The sequence below is a fragment of the Lelliottia sp. GFLA7 genome (assembly GCF_056490165.1).
This window is the reverse complement of the sequence record NZ_JBWLAQ010000002.1, coordinates 93,759-107,923: the sequence shown is the minus strand read 5'-3', so window position 1 is coordinate 107,923 and position 14,165 is coordinate 93,759. Positions and strand designations below refer to the sequence as shown.

Sequence of the window (14,165 nt, the reverse complement as noted above, 5' to 3'; positions counted from 1 at the left end):
AACAAGACATGCTTAGTTTCATAAATCGAGCAGATGGAGTCGTTAAAATGGATCGCGTTATCGCCGCCCAGGTCTATAACCGAATTTGTGAGCTGGGGAGTCTGAGCGCCGCGGCGCGCGCACTGGGGATTTCTCGTCCTATGGTGAGCCGCTATCTGGAGCAGATGGAAAAGTGGGCGGGAACGCGCTTGGTTCACCGCTCGACGCGCAAGCTGACGCTCACGCCCGCCGGAGAAAAGGTCTTGCTGAAAGTGCGCAATATCATTCAGCTGTCGCAGGAAATCGAAGACCAGTCGGCAAAAGATGTGCCCGCCGGAACGCTACGCGTGGCCTGCGCGCATTTTACGGCGATGCAAATCGTCGCACCCATGTTGCCGGATTTTCTGTCGCGATATCCGCAGCTACGCGTGGAGATGGATGTTAATAATCACCCGGTCAGTCTGGTGGGCGAACGCATTGATGTGGCGATCCGCATTACCGATAACCCGGAGCCCGGCATGATTGCCCGTCGTCTCGGGGAGTGTCGTTCCGTGCTTTGTGCGTCTCCTGCGTATCTTGCAGACAAAGGCCATCCCCAGTCGATTGACGATCTGGCGGGGCATAACTGCCTGCATTACAGTTTTTTTGCCGGACAATCCTGGAGCCTTGTTACCGAGGAAGGGGACGTGGTGACAGCCGCCGTCAGCGGTAATTTGAGCGCCAGTATCTCGTCATTGCTGATGGAGGCGGCGATCAACGATTGCGGTATCGCTATGCTGCCGGAACTGGAGGCGCAATCGGCGCTGAGCAGCGGGGCGCTTGTACCTGTGTTACCGGCATTCACGCCAAAACCGATTGCGATTTATGGTATTTATTTGTCGAGGGATTATCAGCCCGCCGCGTTGCGCGTTTTCCTCGATGCGCTGGCAAATCATCTGCTGCAATTGTGCGCTAAGGTCTAAGACTCTTCTGGCTTCCTCTCAGAACGGAATCGACGTTCTATACTTAACCCTTTGTAAGCCAAAAGGAGAGCATCAATGACGATTCATAAGCACGGTTCAGCACACTGGTCTGGCGACATTAAACGCGGCAAAGGCACGGTTTCAACCGAAAGCGGCGTTTTGAATCAGCAGCCCTACGGCTTTAATACCCGCTTTGAGGGTGAAAAAGGGACTAACCCGGAAGAGTTAATTGGCGCAGCGCACGCGGCCTGTTTCTCGATGGCGCTTTCGCTAATGCTGGGTGAGTCGGGGTATACCGCAGACTCCATCGATACCACTGCGGATGTCTCCCTCGACAAAACCGACAGTGGCTTTGCCATCAGCAAAATTGCGTTGCAAAGCAAAGTGACGGTCCCTGGCATTGATCCGAAACAGTTCGACGGCATTATCCAGAAAGCCAAGGCGGGATGCCCGGTTTCTCAGGTCCTGAAAGCGGAAATCACGCTGGATTACACACTGAACTAAGTACGATGCACGAAGCCGGGCGACTGCCCGGCTTATCTCTTTCGCGTTAGCCGCGCAGTGCCGTAGGAAATATCTCGGTAAGCCAGTCGATAAATACCCGTAACCGATGCGTCATGTGCCGGTTCTGCGGATACACAACATGAAAAGGGTAGCTCGCGGGCCGCCATGCCTGCAGGATCTCAACCAGCGTACCGTCTTTCAGAGCATCTTTGGCCGCATAGCAAAAAGTCTGAATAATCCCCATCCCGGCCACGGCCGCCGCCAGGTGCGCGTTGCTTTCGTTCACCCCGATATGATGCTGCGTTTTCAGCTCCCGCATTTCACCCTCGATGATAAAGCGAAAGGGGAATGCTCTGCCCGTCAGTGGCGATAAATAGCTCACCAGCTTGTGTCCGTTTCGTAATTCATCCGGATAGGCAGGCACACCTGCAGCCTTCAGATAGCCCGGTGTCGCGCAGGTCACCATTGTGGCATCACCGATATGACGCGCAATCAGCGACGAGTCATTGAGTGGGCCGCCACGGATCACACAATCCACATTCCCGCTAATCAGATCCACCGGCCGATCGGACACGCCTAAATCGATTTTGATTTCCGGATAGCGCTTTAAAAAATCCGGTAACGCCGGGATCAGCACTTCGCGTGCGGTAGATCCCCCGATATCGATACGCAAATAGCCTTTCGGCCTGCGCTGAGACGCGCTAAATGAGGTGTCGATCTCCTCGATATCAATGAGCACCCGCGAGGCTTTTTCGTAATAGTCCTGTCCCTCAGGCGTGGCGACGACGCGCCGGGTGGTGCGATGTAAAAGACGCACGCCGAGATGGGCTTCGAGCGATTTTACCAGCTTACTTAACGTGGCATTCGGCAGGTTCAGCGAATCCGCTGCCCGCGTAAAATTGCCGGTTTCCACCACCCGCGTAAACGCGCGCATAGCCATTAATTGATCCACGATGTCGTTCTCCGTGAGAAACCTGATTATCCACCTGTGGAAAGAGTATTTTCTATTTTTGCTAATTTTTCATTAATTCTTCTGCGACTAGAGTGTGTTTACCGGCTGACTGACAGCCTATTCAAACATCGTTGAGGAGATTGAAAATGAGTCAACCACTTTCAGGCAAGATTGCCCTGGTCACGGGCGGGAGTACGGGCATCGGTCTTGCCACCGTGCAGGAACTGGCGGCGCAAGGGGCAAAAGTCTACCTCACCGGACGTCGCCAGCAGGAGCTGGATGATGCTGTCGCGCTAGTTGGTGCGTCGGCAACGGGTATCCGGGCGGATGCCTCCCGTCTGGACGACCTGGATAAGGTCTACGCGCAGATCGCAGAGGAGTCGGGGCGTCTGGACATTTTGTTTGCCAACGCCGGTGGCGGGGACATGCTGCCGCTGGGTGCTATCACCGAAGAGCATTTTGACCGGATATTCGGGACTAACGTTCGTGGCGTACTGTTTACTGTCCAGAAGGCGTTACCGCTTCTGAGTGCTGGCTCGTCCATCATCCTGACCGCGTCTACCGTTTCGGTAAAAGGCACCGCCAACTTTAGCGTTTATAGCGCCAGCAAGGCGGCAGTGAGAAATTTTGCGCGTTCATGGGCGCTGGATTTGCAGGGGCGTGGTATTCGGGTCAATGTGGTGAGTCCGGGCCCGGTCAAAACGCCTGGATTGGGCGGATTGGTTCCTGAGGAGCAGCGCCAGGGTCTTTATGATGGACTGGCGGCGCAGGTTCCGCTGGGTCGGATTGGTGAGCCAGCGGAAGTCGGGAAAGTCGTTGCGTTTCTGGCCTCCGACGCCGCCAGCTTTATCAATGCCGTTGAGCTGTTTGTCGACGGCGGTATGGCGCAGATCTAAGGTTGATATAACGCCGTCAAATCTCCCCCCAGACGGCGGTTTTTCAAGGGACGGCTGGCGTCGCGCAGCGTTAACGTCGCATCGTCACAGTGCGATAACGCACAGTATGGCTCCAGCCATTCCAGATGGGTTTTATCTTTCCGCAAAACATAGCTCGCCAGCCGCGTGAGCGCACCGTGATTTTCCTGTGTGACGTCCACCTGATTTGCCTTTGCAAAGCTTGCGATTATCACCAGTGGCTGAAGGGCGTAGTTGTGATAAGCCACCGCCCGCGCACCGCGTTTTTGTTCGTTGGGCAACTGTCCGTTGTCATCAATCTGATGAGCCGCGATGCGGTACTCCTTGAGCGACCAGTCAAACAGATCCTGACGATTCAGCGCCACTGACGCGGCCATCACCGACCACGCCGCCCAGTAGCTGTGATTATTGGTTTTTTCCAGCGGCAGTCCGTCCCAGTCCTTCACCACCTGATCGGCAAGCTTTGACAGCCAGCGTTCGGTTTCTGTGCTTTTTTGCGGGGTATCCAGTTCCAGCCAACTCGTGGCAAGTGTTGCCAGCGCCCATTTGCGCATCGAACGCCCCGTATGATTGGCGGTGGTAGACGTCAGCGCATCCGCGTCAGCCCAACGGCGGTAACCGTCCAGAATGCAGCTAAGGGTTTTCGTGTCGCCGCTGCGTTTATAGCGCCAGACCATTTCCGAGATGCCGCGTTCGAAATCGGTAATGTGTTTTGTCTGCTGACGAAAGGTGTTTTCTGCTTCCGGATTTAACGTGGCACGGGCGCTGTCCGACCCTTCGTATTTACTGCGAAAATCCAGGTGACCGGTATATGGCGCGGGAAGGGGCACGCATTTCCCTTTTGCCGTTTGCGGGAAGGGCTGGATAAAACCTGACGGCGGCACAAGCTGAGCCGCGCAAGCTGAACCCGAAATAAAGAGTAGAACGATAAGTAGGCGCATCCGTTGACTTTACGTCAGCAGCGTATGCCGCGTCTATCCGCTATTCTGTTAACATTTAATAGAAAACGAATTTTTCATGAAAGGGCATCGAATGACTAACCTGCCGCAGCGGATACGAACGCGTTTGTTGGCTGTACTAAAAAATGGCGCAAAGGCGTTGGGCATTGTGGTCATTGTGCTTCTGGCCGTCCGGATCTATAAGTCGCAAACGGGTCCCGCGCTCCAGCCGTGGCATACATGGACGGCGAATGAGATGACGGCACGCGAGATTGATCAGGCCACTTTTAATGATTATCTGACGCGTGAAACAGCGATTTTCCATGATTTGCAGACCGACGTGACCGATACGTTACAGGGTAACGAAAAAACGCCGCTCAATCGTTACTATCGTCATAGCCCGGTATGGTCGGGCCATTTTCCTGATGAGGGTAATCGCTCGTTTGTTTTGATGCCAAGTGCAAAGCCGAAAGGCGTGGTGGTATTGCTGCACGGCCTGACGGACTCGCCGTACAGCGTGAAAAGCCTTGCCAGTGACTATCAGCAACAGGGGTTTATCGCGATCGCCCCGCGTCTGCCGGGTCACGGTACGGCGCCGGGTGCGCTCACCGATGTCGACTGGCAAGACTGGATGGCGGTCACGCGGCTGGCAGTGCGTGAAGCAACGCGTCTTGCAGGCAAGGACGTGCCTTTGCATCTGCTGGGATATTCCAATGGCGGGGCGCTGGCGATGAAATACGCCCTCGATGCGCTCGACGATCCGCAGTTGCGCCAACCACAGCAGCTAATTCTGCTGTCTCCAATGATCCGCGTGAATGCGTTTGCCCGTTTCGCCGGGCTGGCAGGATTACCGGCGTTGTTACCGCCGTTTGCCAAAGCGGCCTGGCTGAGCGTATTGCCGGAATATAATCCGTTTAAATACAATTCGTTTCCGGTTAAAGCGGCACGTCAATCCTGGCTGCTGACGCAGGCATTGCAGAAACAGCTCAATAACGATGCACGCAATGGCAAGCTCGAGACTCTTGCGCCGGTTCTGGCTTTTCAGTCGGTGATGGATTCAACCGTCAGTACCCGCGGCGTGGTGGATTCGCTGTTTAACCTGTTACCGGCAAACGGTAGCGCGCTGGTTCTTTTCGATATAAACCAGGCCGCGACGCTGCGACCCCTGTTCCGCCCGGGGGCGTATGTGGCAGCGGAATCGCTGTTACCGCCCACGCCGCGCCGGTTCACGACCACGGTGGTCACCAATGCGTCGGCACAGAGTTTAGAGACGGTTGCCAGAACTACGCGCGCCGGTGAACGGGATGAAAACGTCCAACTGCTGACGATCTCCTATCCGCGCGATCTCTACTCGCTTTCGCATGTCGCGATTCCGTTCCCACCCAATGACGATCTTTACGGCAGCCAGCCCACCGATCCGCAGCGTTACGGGATCAATCTGGGCAATGTTTCCCTGCGTGGAGAAACCTCGACGCTGGTTGTTGGCATGGACTCGCTGATGCGTGTTACCTCGAATCCGTTCTATGACTATATGGTGGCGCGGATTAATCAGCTGTCTGGCTGTGCCGACTCCTGTCAATCAGCAGCCAGTAAAGCAACGCCAGTACGCTAATCGTCGCGCCCAAAAGACACACGCCCGTCCAGCCGTATTGACTCCAAACGCGGGTGGCGAGCAGGGCACCGATGGCGCTTCCGACAGAGTAGAAAAACATATAGGCGGCCACCAGTCGGCTGGTGGCTTGCGGTTTTGTTGCAAAAATCATGCTCTGGCTAGTGACGTGAACCGCCTGTACGGCAAAGTCCAGCAGGATGATGCCTAACGTCAGCGCAATTAGCGATGAGCCGCCCCATGCCATTACCATCCATGAGAGCAACAACAACACCAGCGCGAACCCGGTGACGTGTTGTCCGTGGCCTCGATCGGCCAAGGTTCCGGCTTGCCTTGCCGCCAGTGCCCCAGCAATACCTGCCAGACCGAACAGGCCAATCTGTGCAGTGGTCAGACTAAACGGCGCATGACTGAGCGGGAAAACCAGGGATGTCCATAGCACGCTAAAATTCATAAATATCAGCAAGGCCAGAATGCCGCGTGAGCGCAGCGCGGGGATTTCACGCCACAGGGAAAACACCGACAGCATCAGTTGCCCGTACGATTGCGTAGAGTCTTGTTTACGCTCATCCGGCGCAGTACGGATGAAAAGCAGCGCCATCAGGAACATCGCCCCGGCCGAGACCATAATCGCGACTCTCCAGCCCGCCCACTGCGCCAAAAAGCCCGAGACCAGGCGTGCGAGCAAAATACCCATCACCACACCGCTGGTGACGATGCCCGTAACCTGACCGCGCTTTTCCGGGGCCGACAGACTGGCGGCAAACGCCACGATGATTTGCACGACCACCGCCATCGCGCCCACCAGACTCAGCATGCCGCTTAACCCGTAAAGAGAAGAGGCCATGGACGCAGCGAGCAACAACCCACTGCTTGCCAGTAACATGAGCGTGACCAGCCGTTTGCGGTTAATCAGGTCACCAAGCGGAACCAGCAGCATCAGCCCCAGCGCGTAACCTGTTTGTGTCGCGGTGATGATCATGCCCATTCTGGATTCATTCTCGCCGAGCGAGAGGGCGATTTGGTCCAGCAGCGGCTGCGTCATGTAGACGTTCGCCACGGCAAAGGCGCAGAGTGTCGCAAAGAGTAAAATCATGCGAGAGGATAGCGGTGCTGTCACGCCAGGGTATTCCGTACAGGTCATTTGCATTATCCTTTAATCTGGTTTTAAATAAAAACCAGTTGATCATTATCCATTCTGGTTTTTATTTGCAACTAGATTTGACGAGTATTTGTTATGACGCATGAAGAAACGTTTGTAACCACAACCTGTCCGTTAGCGCGTACCGTCGATTTACTGGGCGATCGCTGGATGCTGATGATTATTCGTGACGCTTTCGATGGCATGAGCCGGTTTAGTGACTTCCAGAAAAGCACCGGCGTCGCGAAAAATGTGCTGGCGGCGCGCCTGAAAATTCTGCTTGAGGCGGGTATTTTCTCACAGGCTCCGGCAAATGAAGGCGGGGCGTATAAAGCCTATCACCTGACCGAGAAGGGCAAATCGCTGCTTCCCCTGATTGTCAGCCTGCGCCAGTGGGGTGAAGAACATCTGTTCCAGGAAGGTGAATCGGTATCACGTTTAGTGGACGCGGCACACCAACCCGTCGCCAGGCTGCGCGTCACGGATCGCAATGGCAACGTACTGACGCCCGAACAGCTCCAGCGCATCAGCGGAATATCCTCGTACGGGGATAAATCGTAAATATCCCCTGGCGGGTATAATTTGCTTTTATCCCCGAGAGGGGATATTTTAATTTTATCCGCGATCGGGGATAAAAGAGAGCGCACATGAAAATTACCACATCAACCATGCTGGCCAATGCCATGCGAGACCAGCGCAAAGCACTGGAACTGACTCAAGCAGAAGCCGCCGAGCGCGTGGGGATGAAGCAAACCACAGTATCAGGCTTTGAACAAAACCCGGATACCAGCAAGCTGGAGACGTTGTTTCGTCTGCTTTCGGCACTGGATTTAGAACTGCACGTCGTGCCCCGGGGCCAGGCGTCAGAAAAGGACAGCGGCTGGACGCAGGAGTGGTAAATGAAAACCAGTAAACTGACCGTTGCGATGAACGGAACCGTTGTCGGCACGCTGTATCGTAACGGCAAAGGGGCGATGTCCTGGCGCTATGCGCAGACATGGCTCGACACGCCGGGCGCGCGTGTGATTTCGCAGTCGCTACCGTTAACGCCGCGTCGTCAGGAAGGCGAGGCTGTGTATAACTTCTTTAGCAATCTGCTGCCTGATTCGCAGGCGATTATCTCGCGCATGCAAACGCGCTTTAAAATCCCTACTGACCATCCTTTCGATTTACTGGCAAGCGTTGGCCGCGACTGTGTAGGCGCAATCCAGCTCTACCCGGAAAACAGTGAAATACCGCCGGTGACGCACATGCACGCCACGCCGCTTTCGGATAACGAGATTGCGGCCCTGCTGGATGGGTATCGTAATGCGCCGTTGGGGATGACCGACGACCAGGACTTCAGGATCTCTATTGCCGGTGCGCAAGAAAAAACGGCGCTGCTCTGGCATCAGGATTGCTGGCAACGGCCCACTGGCAGCACGCCAACCAGCCATATTTTCAAACTGCCCATCGGGAAAATTGAACAGAACAATATTGATCTGAGTGAAAGCTGTGAGAATGAGTGGCTGTGTTTACGTCTTGCGCGTGAGTTCGGTTTTGCGGTGGCGGAGGCCACGTTAGCGACATATGCCGACAAGAAAGTGCTGATTGTCGAGCGTTTTGATCGTAAATGGTCGCGAGACGGAAAGTGGCTGATGCGCCTCCCGCAAGAAGATATGTGTCAGGCTCTCGGCTATTCACCTGCGCTTAAGTATGAATCTCACGGCGGGCCAGGCATCGCCGACATCATGACCTTGCTGCTGGGATCGCGCCGTTCAAACCAGGATCGCGAAACGTTTTTCCGCACGCAGATATTTTACTGGCTGATAGGCGCGATCGATGGTCATGCAAAAAATTACAGCGTGTTTATCGAACCCGATTCGGCTTACGTGATGACGCCGCTTTACGATATTTTGTCGGCCTATCCCATCTTCGGGCCAAAGGGCATTTCTGCGCAAAAAGCGAAAATGGCCATGGCGTTGCAGGGCAAAAACCGGCAATACCACTGGGCTCAGATTCAACCGCGTCATTTCCCGGCCACGGCCGAGCGTGTTGGTTTTTCTGCTACGCGCGCGAAAAAGATGATGGTCGAAATGGGAAGTATGACAAATGCGGTTATCGGACGGGTGCGTCAGTCGTTACCGGTTGATTTCCCAGAACATATCAGCGACGCGATTTTTAACGGTATGGCAAAGCAAGCGGAAAAACTAATAGGTTCAGAATAAAATACTGTATACATTTTCGTAACTTAAATAAACCACGGAAAATCTGAAAAAGTCACATTCCGGTAATATCATTAGTCCTGAGCTATAAATTATGATAAACAATCGCTTATAAGCGCAATTATCAAAACGGGACTTATTACTGTGCTGACTACACTCATTTATCGAAGCCAGTTAAATTCATCCTGTGAACCATTCTCGCTGACATCACTTGTCGAGCAGGCAAAGCTACGCAATGCAGGGCTGAATATTACCGGCATTTTGCTGTTTAACGGCACGGACTTTTTGCAGATCCTCGAAGGAACGGAAGAGAGTGTCGTTAAGCTTTTTCATAAAATCCGTGGAGACAAACGACACCAATGCGTCGTAGAGCTTCTGCGCGATTATGGGCCAAGAAGACGGTTTGATAACGTCGGAATGGTATTATTTGATCTGCAGGTAGAAAGCCAAAAATCGGTACTTGCATCGGTATTGCGCTATAGCAAACTCGACAGTTATCTGACTTCAGACGATCGGGTGTTTAAATTCATTCGGACCTTTATTAATCAAGGTAAAAAATCGGGAAGCAGAAAAGTTTATTGCCCCAATAACTGGAAACTTGAGCGCGAACACGCGCCTTTTGGTGACGGTGTTGAAGGGCTGATAAGCAACCAGATTTGCCAGTTTGCCTTCCAGCCGATTGTCGATCCCTCTGAAGGCAAAATCACATCGCTCGAAGCCCTGATCCGTGGCAATGATGGCGGCAGTCCTGAACATTTTTTTAATGCCCTGGACCCGGACCGTATTTACGAAATCGACCTGCAAACGAAAGCCTATGCCTTCGCGCTGGCTGATAAAATCGGTATCGGCGATCATAAAATTGCCATTAATTTACTGCCAATGTCGCTGGTAAATGTACCCGGCGCGGTCGAGTTTTTAGTGGAAAGCATCGCAAAACACCATCTTTTACCGGAACAGGTCGTGGTCGAAGTCACTGAAAATGAGATGATTTCTGGCTTCAACCAGTTCAATAGTGCCATCAAACAGCTCCGTGCGGCGGGAATTGGTCTGGCGATTGATGACTTTGGTTCGGGTTATGCCGGATTATCGCTTCTCACGAAATTCCAACCGGACAAGATTAAAATCGACCGCGAGATTATCACTAATATCCATCGTAGCGGTCCAAAGCAGGCGATTGTGAAATCCATTATCAGCTGCTGTACCGATATGGAGATTACGCTTGTGGCGGAAGGGATTGAGCAAATTGACGAGTGGTGCTGGCTGGAATCTGCCGGAATAAAACGTTTCCAGGGATTCTTATTCGCCCGCCCACAATTGAATGGCGTTGGCGATATTTACTGGCCGCAATTAACCGACTCGAAATAATTATGCTGCCGCACATGCTCGATATTATCCGGAAAGAAAAATGAAACATTGCCTTTATTTTATCGCACTTTTTTTACCCGCATTGAGCTTTGCTGCCGGTGATATTCCTGCCGTCGTGAAGCATTTTGGCGAGCAGCAGGATATTAAAAACATTAAAGAAATTGATGCTCCCGGCGGAGTTAAAAGCTGGATAGGTCAATATCAGGATATGGGCGTTACGCTGTTTCTTACGCCAGACGGTAAACATGTTATTTCTGGTTATCTGTATGACGATAAAGGGAAAAATATCAGCGAGGAATATTTCCAGAAGGATATTTATATCCCGCTCGGACGAGAAATGTGGCAGACACTCAATAAAATGCAGTCATTGAAAGAGGGCGCCGATACCGCCCCGAAAAAAGTGTTTGTTTTTGCCGATCCTTTCTGTCCTTACTGTAAGACATTTTGGGCCGAAGCGCAGCCGTGGGTGAAAGCAGGGAAGGTGCAATTAAATACGCTGCTGGTGGCTTTTTTAAACCCAAAAAGTGGCGCGAACGCGACGGCGATACTGAATGCCGCCGACCCCGTTTCAGCCTGGAAAGCATACGAATTATCGGGTGGAAAAATACTGCCGAAATATGAAGGCGGCACGTCGCGAGAAACCTTTAATCAGCTTCAGCAACATCAGAAACTGATGGACGATCTGGGCGCCAGTGCGACGCCCGCGATTTATTATATGAATGATAAAAATGAGCTTCAGCAGGTGGTTGGCATGCCGGACCAGAAACAGCTTCTGGATATGTTCGGACCGAAACCGGAATAGCCCTTTTATTCTTTACGAGCCCCAGCGCGTTCTCAGGTAATTCACCGCTTCCTGCGCCTGGGGCTGATTCAGATAGTCTTCTCTGAACAAAATCGTACCGTCAATGTGCGGTACTGATTCATTCAGATCGAGCTGTTTTTTCAGCTCAGGCACACCGCCATTGACGGTCCAGTCAGGCTCATTCTTCGACGATTCACCCACTTTATAAAGCGCGACACCAATATACAAACGCGTATTGGTCGGTTTTACGACGTCCGCCCACCATTTTGCCAGGACATCGTAGCGAGCCGCTTTGCGAGAAAAGGGCCAGTAAACCTGAGGGGCGATGTAATCCAGCAGCCCTTTTTGTACCCATAGACGGGTATCCGCAAAGGCTTCATCGTAGGCCGCCGCACCGGACGTTTCAGATCCTAAAGGATCATGTGAACGATTCCGCCAGACGCCAGCGGGGCTTACGCCAAATTCAACGTTAGGATTTAACTGCTTAATCGTACGCGAAACTTGCTCAATAAGCTGTTGGGTGTTGTTCCGTCGCCAGTCCGCTTTAGAACTGAACCCGCTGCCATATTTCTGATACGTAAGGCTATCATTCAGCGTTGAACCCGGCGTCTCAGCATAGAAGTAGTCATCAAACTGTACGCCGTCTACGGGGTAACGCGAGACGACTTCGGCCACAATACTGGTGATCCAGTCTCTGGCTTCGGGAATACCTGGGTCGAGAACGAAACGATCGCTGGCCGTGCGAATCCAGTCGCGATGAAGAACATATACGCTGGCGGGATTAAGCGAAATAGAGCGATTAAGTTCTGCAACCGTTCCAGGTTTGGTATTGACCGTCACGCGATAAGGATTAAACCACGCGTGAACTTTCATGCCACGCTTGTGCGCTTCGTCCAACATAAATTGGAGCGGATCGTAGCCAGGGTCTTGACCCATTTTCCCGGTCAATGTGTCCGACCACGGCAATATCTGCGATGGCCACAATGCAGACCCGTCCGGTTTAACCTGGAAAAACACAGTGTTAATTCCCAGACTCTGCAATTTATCGAGCTTATCGGTCAGCGCTTTTTTCTGCACAACGTTGCGCGTAGTCGGATTGCTAATATTGACGGATGACACGGGCGGCCAGTCGAGACGAGAAACGGTTGCAAGCCAAACGCCGCGCATGGGTCCTGAATCCCTGGAAGACTTAACCGTCAAAGGATGTTTTGCCACCGGCGGAAGAGGCGTCACTAAAGAGACGGGCGGTTTGGACGAACAACTGGCAAGCAACAGCGCAACGACGATGAGTGCGCTGGCACGTTTCACGTTTTTTGGCATTTCGGATCAGCTCTTTTTCATTCGACTGTTGGCCCAGGGGTCATCGTTATGATCGTCATCGTTATCAGATGCAAAATCTTCCCGGGAATCGAGATACAGCGCTTCAACTTCAGCTCGCGCCCAGGGCGTGCGGCGGAGGAACTTCAGACTGGATTTGACGCTAGGGTCACTTTTAAAACAATTGATGTTGACCAGTTTGCCGAGTTTATCCCAGCCGTAATGAGCGACGAGTGCATTGATTTGCATTTCAAGCGTGATGCCATGCAACGGGTCTTTAGAAAGATGATCGGCCATATAAATCCAGTTCTGATTGTGGTGATGGAAGTGCAAGGGAAGGGTACAAGAAAGCGCGCGTATCGGCAAATTATCCCTGTATTTCCGGATTGCCTGCGTGAAATCTGGCTCATCAGTGTACGGGAGAAATTACAGAATTCACGTAGCGCAAGCATTATTGAGTTTAGGTATGGGAATCATTAAGTTAGGTGGGTCAGCTAATGATAAAGATAGAGCCAGGTTCAATAGTTGGTTTGTAGATATTGAATTTAACATAATATACATTATGCGCACTTAAATGTTAGTGCGCATGTTCTGGCAAATACTGGCTCTCACAGGTGTTCTTAACTTAGCAGTCATTAAAAGGCCCCTGTAGATCTACAGGGGTAAACTTATACCAGAACTTAGTAGCGCTTAATTGAATACCATCCCACCGTCAATCAGCAAGGACTGGCCGGTCATGTAGTCGGAATCGGGTCCTGCAAGATAAGAGACGCAGGCGGCCACATCTTCCGGTTCGGACAACCTGCCGAGCGTAATACGTTTCGCAAAGGTTTCTGTGCCATAACCTAGCGGTTTACCGGCCGCCTCAGACACCTGACGATCGATTTCCGCCCACATCGGCGTTTTGACGATGCCCGGACAATAGGCATTAACGGTGATCCCTAGCGGAGCAAGATCCCGTGCTGATGTCTGGGTTAAACCGCGAACCGCGAATTTGCTGGAGCTGTAAACCGCCAGTTCCGGGTTGCCGGTATGGCCCGCCTGGGAGCAAGCATTAATGATCTTGCCGCCGTGCCCCTCTTTTCTAAACGCGTCAATCGCGGCCTGAATACCCCAGATCACCCCTTTTACATTGATGTTGTAGACCTTATCGACAATCTCTGGCGTGATCGACTCAATTGGCGTAGACGGTGCAATGCCCGCATTATTGACGATAACATTGAAATCGCCCAGCGCGGTGCGCGCTTTCTCCACCGCCGCAAACACCTGTTCACGGTTCGAGACATCCACCTTCACGGCGATGGCTTTGCCCCCGCTTTGGACGATCTCATCGGCGACGGCTTTCGCCGTCTCTTCGTTATAGTCGGCGATGGCAACAGCAAAGCCATCTTTCACCAGGCGAAGCGCAATCGCTTTACCAATCCCCTGGCCTGAGCCGGTTACGAGAGCAACTTTTTGCATTTCTTTGTCCTTATCAT

The 14,165-nt window shown here is 52.7% G+C and carries 15 protein-coding genes; 9 read left to right on the top strand and 6 right to left on the bottom strand.

Translation table 11 applies throughout. The features are described 5' to 3' along the window. Positions 1-47 precede the first annotated feature (47 nt). Positions 48-941: a LysR family transcriptional regulator gene (locus AC07RN_RS05975; RefSeq protein ID WP_478335865.1), complete on the top strand. Its 894-nt coding sequence runs from the start codon at positions 48-50 to the stop codon at positions 939-941. 75 nt (positions 942-1,016) lie between these two features. Continuing rightward, complete coding sequence (locus AC07RN_RS05970; protein WP_174341805.1) at positions 1,017-1,445, top strand: OsmC family protein; 429 nt, start codon at positions 1,017-1,019, stop codon at positions 1,443-1,445. 46 nt (positions 1,446-1,491) lie between these two features. On the opposite strand, the gene AC07RN_RS05965 is transcribed toward AC07RN_RS05970, so the two are convergent. After that, positions 1,492-2,397, bottom strand: coding sequence for a LysR family transcriptional regulator (locus tag AC07RN_RS05965; protein ID WP_012017431.1), 906 nt, complete (start codon positions 2,395-2,397; stop codon positions 1,492-1,494). A gap of 146 nt (positions 2,398-2,543) precedes the next feature. Between AC07RN_RS05965 and AC07RN_RS05960 the strand changes: the two genes are divergently transcribed. Then, positions 2,544-3,293, top strand: coding sequence for an SDR family NAD(P)-dependent oxidoreductase (locus tag AC07RN_RS05960; RefSeq protein ID WP_478335864.1), 750 nt, complete (start codon positions 2,544-2,546; stop codon positions 3,291-3,293). Here AC07RN_RS05960 and AC07RN_RS05955 read toward each other — a convergent pair. After that, the gene (locus AC07RN_RS05955; protein WP_478335863.1) at positions 3,290-4,252 is read right to left on the bottom strand and encodes a mannuronate-specific alginate lyase; all 963 of its coding nucleotides are present in this window, start codon (positions 4,250-4,252) and stop codon (positions 3,290-3,292) included. The two genes, AC07RN_RS05960 and AC07RN_RS05955, sit on opposite strands and share 4 nt — an antisense overlap. Positions 4,253-4,343: 91 nt before the next feature. Between AC07RN_RS05955 and AC07RN_RS05950 the strand changes: the two genes are divergently transcribed. Then, positions 4,344-5,861, top strand: coding sequence for an alpha/beta hydrolase (locus tag AC07RN_RS05950; protein ID WP_478336276.1), 1,518 nt, complete (start codon positions 4,344-4,346; stop codon positions 5,859-5,861). Here AC07RN_RS05950 and AC07RN_RS05945 read toward each other — a convergent pair. Further along, positions 5,794-7,002, bottom strand: coding sequence for an MFS transporter (locus tag AC07RN_RS05945; protein ID WP_478335862.1), 1,209 nt, complete (start codon positions 7,000-7,002; stop codon positions 5,794-5,796). The two genes, AC07RN_RS05950 and AC07RN_RS05945, sit on opposite strands and share 68 nt — an antisense overlap. A gap of 93 nt (positions 7,003-7,095) precedes the next feature. Between AC07RN_RS05945 and AC07RN_RS05940 the strand changes: the two genes are divergently transcribed. From AC07RN_RS05940 to dsbG, 5 genes are all read left to right on the top strand, one after another. Further along, on the top strand, positions 7,096-7,560 hold the full coding sequence (locus tag AC07RN_RS05940) for a winged helix-turn-helix transcriptional regulator (protein ID WP_478335861.1): 465 nt from the start codon (positions 7,096-7,098) through the stop codon (positions 7,558-7,560). Positions 7,561-7,646: 86 nt separating this feature from the next. After that, positions 7,647-7,898, top strand: coding sequence for a helix-turn-helix domain-containing protein (locus AC07RN_RS05935; RefSeq protein ID WP_012017425.1), 252 nt, complete (start codon positions 7,647-7,649; stop codon positions 7,896-7,898). Next, complete coding sequence (locus tag AC07RN_RS05930; RefSeq protein ID WP_478335860.1) at positions 7,899-9,206, top strand: type II toxin-antitoxin system HipA family toxin; 1,308 nt, start codon at positions 7,899-7,901, stop codon at positions 9,204-9,206. 141 nt (positions 9,207-9,347) lie between these two features. Next, positions 9,348-10,568, top strand: coding sequence for a diguanylate phosphodiesterase (locus tag AC07RN_RS05925; RefSeq protein WP_478335859.1), 1,221 nt, complete (start codon positions 9,348-9,350; stop codon positions 10,566-10,568). 40 nt (positions 10,569-10,608) lie between these two features. Beyond that, positions 10,609-11,370, top strand: a complete 762-nt coding sequence (gene dsbG, locus AC07RN_RS05920; protein WP_478335858.1) for a thiol:disulfide interchange protein DsbG — start codon at positions 10,609-10,611, stop codon at positions 11,368-11,370. 12 nt (positions 11,371-11,382) lie between these two features. On the opposite strand, the gene AC07RN_RS05915 is transcribed toward dsbG, so the two are convergent. The 3 genes from AC07RN_RS05915 to AC07RN_RS05905 all read right to left on the bottom strand — a co-directional run bounded on the left by AC07RN_RS05915 (position 11,383) and on the right by AC07RN_RS05905 (position 14,148). Beyond that, complete coding sequence (locus AC07RN_RS05915) at positions 11,383-12,690, bottom strand: glycoside hydrolase family 10-like protein (RefSeq protein ID WP_478335857.1); 1,308 nt, start codon at positions 12,688-12,690, stop codon at positions 11,383-11,385. Between the two features lie 6 nt (positions 12,691-12,696). After that, on the bottom strand, positions 12,697-12,984 hold the full coding sequence (locus tag AC07RN_RS05910) for a VF530 family protein (protein WP_012017420.1): 288 nt from the start codon (positions 12,982-12,984) through the stop codon (positions 12,697-12,699). Positions 12,985-13,377: 393 nt separating this feature from the next. Continuing rightward, positions 13,378-14,148, bottom strand: a complete 771-nt coding sequence (locus AC07RN_RS05905) for a (S)-acetoin forming diacetyl reductase (RefSeq protein ID WP_235135634.1) — start codon at positions 14,146-14,148, stop codon at positions 13,378-13,380. Positions 14,149-14,165 lie beyond the last annotated feature (17 nt).

Excerpts from the sequence above, each read along its gene's own strand:
- dsbG (WP_478335858.1), top strand. The coding sequence starts at position 10,609 with ATGAAACATTGCCTTTATTTTATCGCACTTTTTTTACCCGCATTGAGC.
- AC07RN_RS05960 (WP_478335864.1), top strand. The coding sequence starts at position 2,544 with ATGAGTCAACCACTTTCAGGCAAGATTGCCCTGGTCACGGGCGGGAGT.
- AC07RN_RS05910 (WP_012017420.1), bottom strand. The coding sequence starts at position 12,984 with ATGGCCGATCATCTTTCTAAAGACCCGTTGCATGGCATCACGCTTGAA.
- AC07RN_RS05950 (WP_478336276.1), top strand. The coding sequence starts at position 4,344 with ATGACTAACCTGCCGCAGCGGATACGAACGCGTTTGTTGGCTGTACTA.
- AC07RN_RS05955 (WP_478335863.1), bottom strand. The coding sequence starts at position 4,252 with ATGCGCCTACTTATCGTTCTACTCTTTATTTCGGGTTCAGCTTGCGCG.
- AC07RN_RS05930 (WP_478335860.1), top strand. The coding sequence starts at position 7,899 with ATGAAAACCAGTAAACTGACCGTTGCGATGAACGGAACCGTTGTCGGC.
- AC07RN_RS05905 (WP_235135634.1), bottom strand. The coding sequence starts at position 14,148 with ATGCAAAAAGTTGCTCTCGTAACCGGCTCAGGCCAGGGGATTGGTAAA.
- AC07RN_RS05970 (WP_174341805.1), top strand. The coding sequence starts at position 1,017 with ATGACGATTCATAAGCACGGTTCAGCACACTGGTCTGGCGACATTAAA.
- AC07RN_RS05940 (WP_478335861.1), top strand. The coding sequence starts at position 7,096 with ATGACGCATGAAGAAACGTTTGTAACCACAACCTGTCCGTTAGCGCGT.
- AC07RN_RS05935 (WP_012017425.1), top strand. The coding sequence starts at position 7,647 with ATGAAAATTACCACATCAACCATGCTGGCCAATGCCATGCGAGACCAG.
- AC07RN_RS05975 (WP_478335865.1), top strand. The coding sequence starts at position 48 with ATGGATCGCGTTATCGCCGCCCAGGTCTATAACCGAATTTGTGAGCTG.
- AC07RN_RS05915 (WP_478335857.1), bottom strand. The coding sequence starts at position 12,690 with ATGCCAAAAAACGTGAAACGTGCCAGCGCACTCATCGTCGTTGCGCTG.
- AC07RN_RS05945 (WP_478335862.1), bottom strand. The coding sequence starts at position 7,002 with ATGACCTGTACGGAATACCCTGGCGTGACAGCACCGCTATCCTCTCGC.